Origin of the sequence: Alloacidobacterium sp. (assembly GCF_035631355.1) — a bacterium.
Lineage (GTDB): Bacteria > Acidobacteriota > Terriglobia > Terriglobales > Acidobacteriaceae > Alloacidobacterium.
In genome coordinates this window covers 1-3,578 of the sequence record NZ_DASQIX010000051.1, presented here as the reverse complement: position 1 = coordinate 3,578, position 3,578 = coordinate 1, and the positions used below count along the sequence as shown (strand labels likewise).

At 57.0% G+C, this 3,578-nt stretch carries 4 protein-coding genes; 2 read left to right on the top strand and 2 right to left on the bottom strand.

The window, feature by feature from the left end:
* Nucleotides 1–1,042: glycoside hydrolase family 3 C-terminal domain-containing protein (locus VEV40_RS09135; protein WP_324831784.1), on the top strand; the 1,042-nt coding region annotated here is incomplete at its 5' end.
* A gap of 76 nt (nucleotides 1,043–1,118) precedes the next feature.
* A complete protein-coding gene (locus VEV40_RS09130; RefSeq protein ID WP_324831783.1) occupies nucleotides 1,119–2,087 on the top strand; it encodes an SGNH/GDSL hydrolase family protein in 969 nt (322 codons plus the stop codon).
* A 2-nt stretch (nucleotides 2,088–2,089) separates the two neighbouring features.
* On the opposite strand, the gene lolA is transcribed toward VEV40_RS09130, so the two are convergent.
* Nucleotides 2,090–2,752, bottom strand: coding sequence for an outer membrane lipoprotein chaperone LolA (lolA, locus tag VEV40_RS09125; RefSeq protein WP_324831782.1), 663 nt, complete (start codon nucleotides 2,750–2,752; stop codon nucleotides 2,090–2,092).
* A 208-nt stretch (nucleotides 2,753–2,960) separates the two neighbouring features.
* Nucleotides 2,961–3,485 (bottom strand): type II secretion system protein, encoded by a 525-nt coding sequence (locus tag VEV40_RS09120; RefSeq protein ID WP_324831781.1) that lies wholly within the window; start codon nucleotides 3,483–3,485, stop codon nucleotides 2,961–2,963.
* Nucleotides 3,486–3,578 lie beyond the last annotated feature (93 nt).

The following is a 3,578-nucleotide window of genomic DNA, read 5'->3' as shown; positions in this document are numbered from 1 at the left end:
GGATGTGGGAATGATTTCCGGAGGCGGCTCGGCGCAGGTAGATCCGCCGGGAGGAAATGCGATCATGCCTCCGGGCCAGGGCGCGACGCATTGGCAGGATCACATCTGGTTTCCGACCTCGCCGCTGAAGGCGCTGAAGGCGAAGCTGCCGGGCGCGAAGATTGAGTACAACGCGGGCACAGACCCTTCATCAGCTGCGGCGCTGGCGAAAAGCTCGGATGTGGCAATTGTGTTTGCCTACCAGTGGGAGTCGGAGGGGATGGACCTGCCTAATCTTTCGCTGCCGGACAATCAGGACGCACTGATCGAGTCGGTCGCGAAGGCAAATCCGCATACTGTTGTCGTGCTCGAAACAGGAACGGCTGTCACGATGCCGTGGCTCAATGATGTCGCTGGAGTGGTGGAAGCGTGGTACGCGGGCAGCAGCGGGCACATTGCGCTGGCCAATGTCCTGACAGGTGAGGTGAATGCAACGGGGAAGCTGGCGATGACTTTCCCGAAGAGCGAGCAGGACCTGCCGTATCCGGTGATTGCGCCGCTTTCCCGCGAAGACGAAGGCCAGGGTAATGGCTCCGTGAACGGGAACGACCATGTTGCGTCGAAGTATTCGGTCAGCTACGACGAGGGCGTGAAGGTTGGCTACAAGTGGTACGAAGCTGAGCATAAGCAGCCGCTCTTTCCATTCGGATTTGGCCTGTCATATACGACGTATTCGTACTCTGATTTGAAGACGGACAGCGCGCAGAAGACAGTAAACTTCGCGGTGAAGAACACGGGCAAGCGCGCGGGCGCTGAGATTGCCGAAGTCTACGCTGAGCTTCCCGAGGCTGCGGGCGAGCCGTTCAAGCGGCTGGTGGGCTGGCAGCGCGTTGAGCTAGGGCCGGGTGAATCGAAAACGGTGTCTGTCACGATTGATCCGCAGATGCTTTCCATTTTCGATGAGCAGAAAAACGCTTGGGACCTGCTGCCCGGCGCATATCGGATTCTGGCAGGGCCGTCTTCGGCAGAAACTCCGCTGAAGGGGACGATTGAGGTGAAGTAAATCTTTTAAATTATGTCTCCGCCCGTCTGCTTCTGTAGGCGGGCTTTTCTTTTTGCTTGTTGATTAGGATGGATACGTGAAACATTCTTCCGCGAAACGCTCTGTAGCTGTTCTGTGTTTTCTTCTGGCCGCGTGGACGTCGAGCCGAGCTCAACCCTTGCTGGCGAACAAGCGGGTGCTGTGGCTGGGTGACAGCATTACGCAAATGGGCGACTACGTCACGTTCGTTGACTACTTTCTTGAGAAGAAGTATCCGGCGGACAGGTTCGACGTCATCAGTATTGGGCTGGGGAGCGAAACGACGTCGTGTCTTTCCGAGAAGACGCATCCTTTTCCCCGGCCTTGCGTGCAGGAGCGCCTGAAGCGGGCGCTCGATCTGGTGAAGCCGCAGGTCGTGGTCGCCTGCTATGGGATGAATGACGGCATCTACCATCCGCAGAGCGCGGAGCGCATGAAGGCGTTTGAACAGGGAATTGAAAAGCTGATAGCCGCTGTGCACGCGGCGGGCGCGGAGATGGTCCTGCTGACTCCTCCGCCATTCGATGTGCTGCCGGTGAAGGACAAAGTCGTGCCGAAGAGCGCGTCTGATTTTGGCTTTATGGCTCCATATGCGGGCTATGACGATGTTTTGACCGGCTATGCGCGATGGGAGATGCAGTTGCCGAAGAACCAGGCCACGGTGATTGATTTGCACGCACCGATGGATGCGTATCTGGCGAAGCAGCGCAAGACTGACCCTGATTTCTCGTTTGCGAAGAAGGATGGGATCCATCCGGATATAGCGGGGCATCTTTTGATGGCGCAAATTGTACTGCGTGGCCTTGGGATTCCGTTTGCGTCAGGAAATTTGCAGGCTGAATTGAAGACGGTTGAGGCGGACCCACTGTTTGCCTTGATCAAAGAACAGCGCGAGGTGCGCTCTGCCGGATGGCTAAAGTATGTGGGTTATACGCGCGGCGAGACGGTCAAGGTGGATTCAGTGGCGGATGTTGAGAAGCAGAATACCGAGTTGCAGGCAGAGATCGACGCGCTGCGTCGCGGGTAGCCCTAGACCGGCGGCATGCCTTCGATGATGTGCGTTCCTGCAGGGGCGTGGAAGACGAAATCCGCGTCAGTGGCTGGGGCATTTGGCTGCTCGTTGCTGAAGGTGAAGGTGTTGACGGCGCCGTCAGTCTCCTCGATGCGCATGGAGTGGATCACTCCGTCAGGACTGACGGTGATACTGAAGGAGGCGATGCGCTGCTCCATGTTTTTAGGGATGCCGGAGAGCGCGTAATCGCCGTTTTCCGCGGGAGTGATTTGCAGATTGGTCAGCTCTTTGGCTAACTGCGTGTGGCCCAGCAGGAGGCGCAGAGGCGAGCGCAGATCGTCGAGCTTCTTGGCTGAAACGCGGGGAATTTCCGTGTCTCCGGGCGAGTAGAAGTACGCGTCCTTGCCGTCGAGAACGAAGAGTTTGCCTGCGGGCTGCGAGTAGGTCCAGCGCATCTTGCCGGGTTTCTTTAGGAGCAGGGTGCCGCTTTCGACGCGGTGTATGCCCATGCCGTCGTATTTCTGTGTGAAGTGGATGTTGAGAGAGTGGAGCGCATTGTAGTGCTTGTCGATGCGCTCGGCCTGAGCTTGGGCAGTGGGGGTCTGGGCGTGAGTTTGTATGGTGAAGAATGCCAGGATGAGGATCAGGATTTGCTTGATTCTGGCACCGGAATTCTTCACTACGCTTGCGGCTCCATTCACATGATGGGTTAAGTTTGGAAAGACTTTGTGCCCGGTTTTTCTTGCCTAATAAGGGAACCGCAGGTCCCTTCGGCAAGCTCAGGGCAGGCTCTTCGACTACGCTTCACTGCGTAAAGCTCCGCTCAGGATGACAAGCTTTGATGATCTTTCGCTGACTTGCCGACCCGCTCGCAAAGCGCTGACTCGCTTATTGCAATGGCACTGTGCAGTTGGTTCCGCCGGCTGGGTCAGACTTGATTTCGCCGGTCATGTCAATGCAGAATCCCCGGTGACCGGTTTTGCCTACTGCCTGCGGCACGGCGGTCGCTTCGTAGCTGGTGTACATGTCCTGGTTATTCACCGTCGTCTTGGTGCAGTTGACGATGTTGAAGCTATATCCGGCTTTTGAACCGGAGGCGACATCATGCTGCAGCAATTGCGCGCTTTGGGCGCTAGGCGCACCCGAAGACGATTCGCCGCCGAGCGCTTGCAGCGAGCACGCAAACCCATTGGCTGGATAGTTGGTCTGGTACTGGATCTGGGCCTCATAGATGGCGCGCAGAGACTGGATCGCCGAAGTCTCATTTGCTGAACTGCGCAGGTTCAGCATGTTAGGGATGGCGATGAGCATGAGGATGAGCATGATGGAGATGACAATGAGCAGCTCCATCAAGGTGAATCCGGCTTGCCGCTTGTGGCGGTCAGAACGTTTTTGCATGAGCAGGTGAATCATGAATCTGTGCTTCTTCCCGTGGCTGCCGGGAAAGACAGCCCACCGAGAGAAATCCTAAATGAGTAAGACGCAGGATGCCAGTTCAGCGCTCAT

What these genes read in the sequence shown, in the direction of transcription:
- VEV40_RS09120 (WP_324831781.1), bottom strand. Translation starts at nt 3,485, where the DNA reads ATGATTCACCTGCTCATGCAAAAACGTTCTGACCGCCACAAGCGGCAA.